1 protein-coding gene is annotated in these 1,739 nt (G+C 34.9%); it reads left to right on the top strand.

Features of this window, described 5'->3' with window-relative positions:
- On the top strand, positions 1 to 1,739 hold a 1,739-nt coding region (locus tag PG892_RS22160), incomplete at both ends, for a hypothetical protein (protein WP_270825892.1).

Raw genomic sequence — 1,739 nt, 5'->3', positions numbered from 1 at the left:
GCTCATTATTATGAATATGACCCCATTCCTTATGAGGTCAGCAAGATAAGATTTGAGAATATTTTATTTTGTAAAGACGGCTATATTGAGGAGTTAAATGATTTCACTCAAGCCTATCATAATGATGAAGTGAAAGTATTACTTATAGATAACTTATATATTCTTCGAGCTTGTTGTAGAAGTGATAAGCTTTATGAGCTTAGTGATTTTATAGAGAAAGAGTGTTATTTAAGCTTGAAAAACTATGACTATGATGAATCACCAGAATCTCGTGCTGAGCAATTTATAAAATTATCTAGGGCTGTGCTTAGTGTTTCTCTAAATGATGCTGCCTTTTATTTCGATGAAGCTCTCAATAAAGCATCAGACTTTGGCGATGAGGGAGTTATTCGTTGGGAAGCATTGAGTGCTATTGCTAAGCGAAGCTCAATATCAGGGTTGAGTAATCCTGAACTTGCACATCGCTATATGCGATGTGCAGAAATGATAGGTGACTCCGTTACTAAAGAAAAACATTGGAATCGTTATGATGCTATATCTACTTGCTTTCAATTATCACCAGAGTCGACATTCTCTGTTCTTAGTCGATGGAAGGATAGGGGAGTTAGTTGGCATGAAAGGCACATTGTCGCGCTTGCAAATAATACAATAAATTCTAATCTTACTTCGCCGGCTTCATTATGGTCTTTATCATTTTTCTCTTGGGATAATGGACGATATGAATTTTTACAACAATGCCTTGAAAAAGAAACCTCTAAGATAAATCAACAAAAAATGTTGAATGGTTATGTTAAGGGGCTGAGAGTACAAGGATATCTTGGTGATAAATGGTGTCGCGTACATGATTTGGCTTCACAATATAATTTAGAGTGTTTAAATAAAGAGATACATAGGTTAATTGAACTGTCATCAAAAGCTGATCAACCTGGAGCTGTATCAGTCGGTTATGGGAAAGAAGTAGAGTTTGAAAATGAACATTGGGAGGACCTGTACGGGAAATTCGAACTATTAACCAATATAGGTTTTAGCTCTGCATTTGAATGCTATAAAAACCAACCTTATTCAAAAAGAAAGAGTATGTTTTGGATGGGGTGTTACAAAAAAGTAACATCAAGAAATGCTGGCTCCTTTCTAGAAATAATAAGCCAGTCTGAAAAACTTGATTTTTATGACCTGCGTGAGGCATTCGAGCAGATACCTAGTGAATGGAGAGATAAGGTATCTTTGGGAAATTGCTGGAATAATATAGTTTATTATATTGTCTCTAGATATCCTACAAAATTTACTCTCATTTATGAGAGAGGATATTTTATCAATGCTTTTATATTCAATGAAAGCACTCATGAGTATATAAAAAATGGTATTCTTAATGGTTTATCAAGTTCGGTTGACATGGAATCGGCATCAGCATTATTTAGTTTTGTTCATTATAGTGCTAACGAATTGGATGAAGAGAACGCTCGGATATTAATTGATTTCGGACTATCTAGGCTAGAAGTATATCTTGAAGACGACTATGCAGATGGACGTTGGAATGAATGCATGAAAGTATCTGAAAGTATCCCTCACGCCTTAGTTAGCTATATTTATGCTAATCTAGGATCTCCTAAAGCAGAGGAGCGATGGAAAGCTGTTCATGCAGTTTTAGAACTATATACATTAAATTGCCAGCGAGAAATAAAATTACTGATAGATCTCTACGATTCAGGGTTGTTATCATGTTATATTCCAAAAAATTA

Origin of the sequence: Aeromonas sp. QDB68 (assembly GCF_027707405.1) — a bacterium.
Taxonomy (GTDB): Bacteria; Pseudomonadota; Gammaproteobacteria; order Enterobacterales; family Aeromonadaceae; genus Aeromonas; species Aeromonas caviae.
This window is presented reverse-complemented; position numbering and strand designations above follow the sequence as displayed.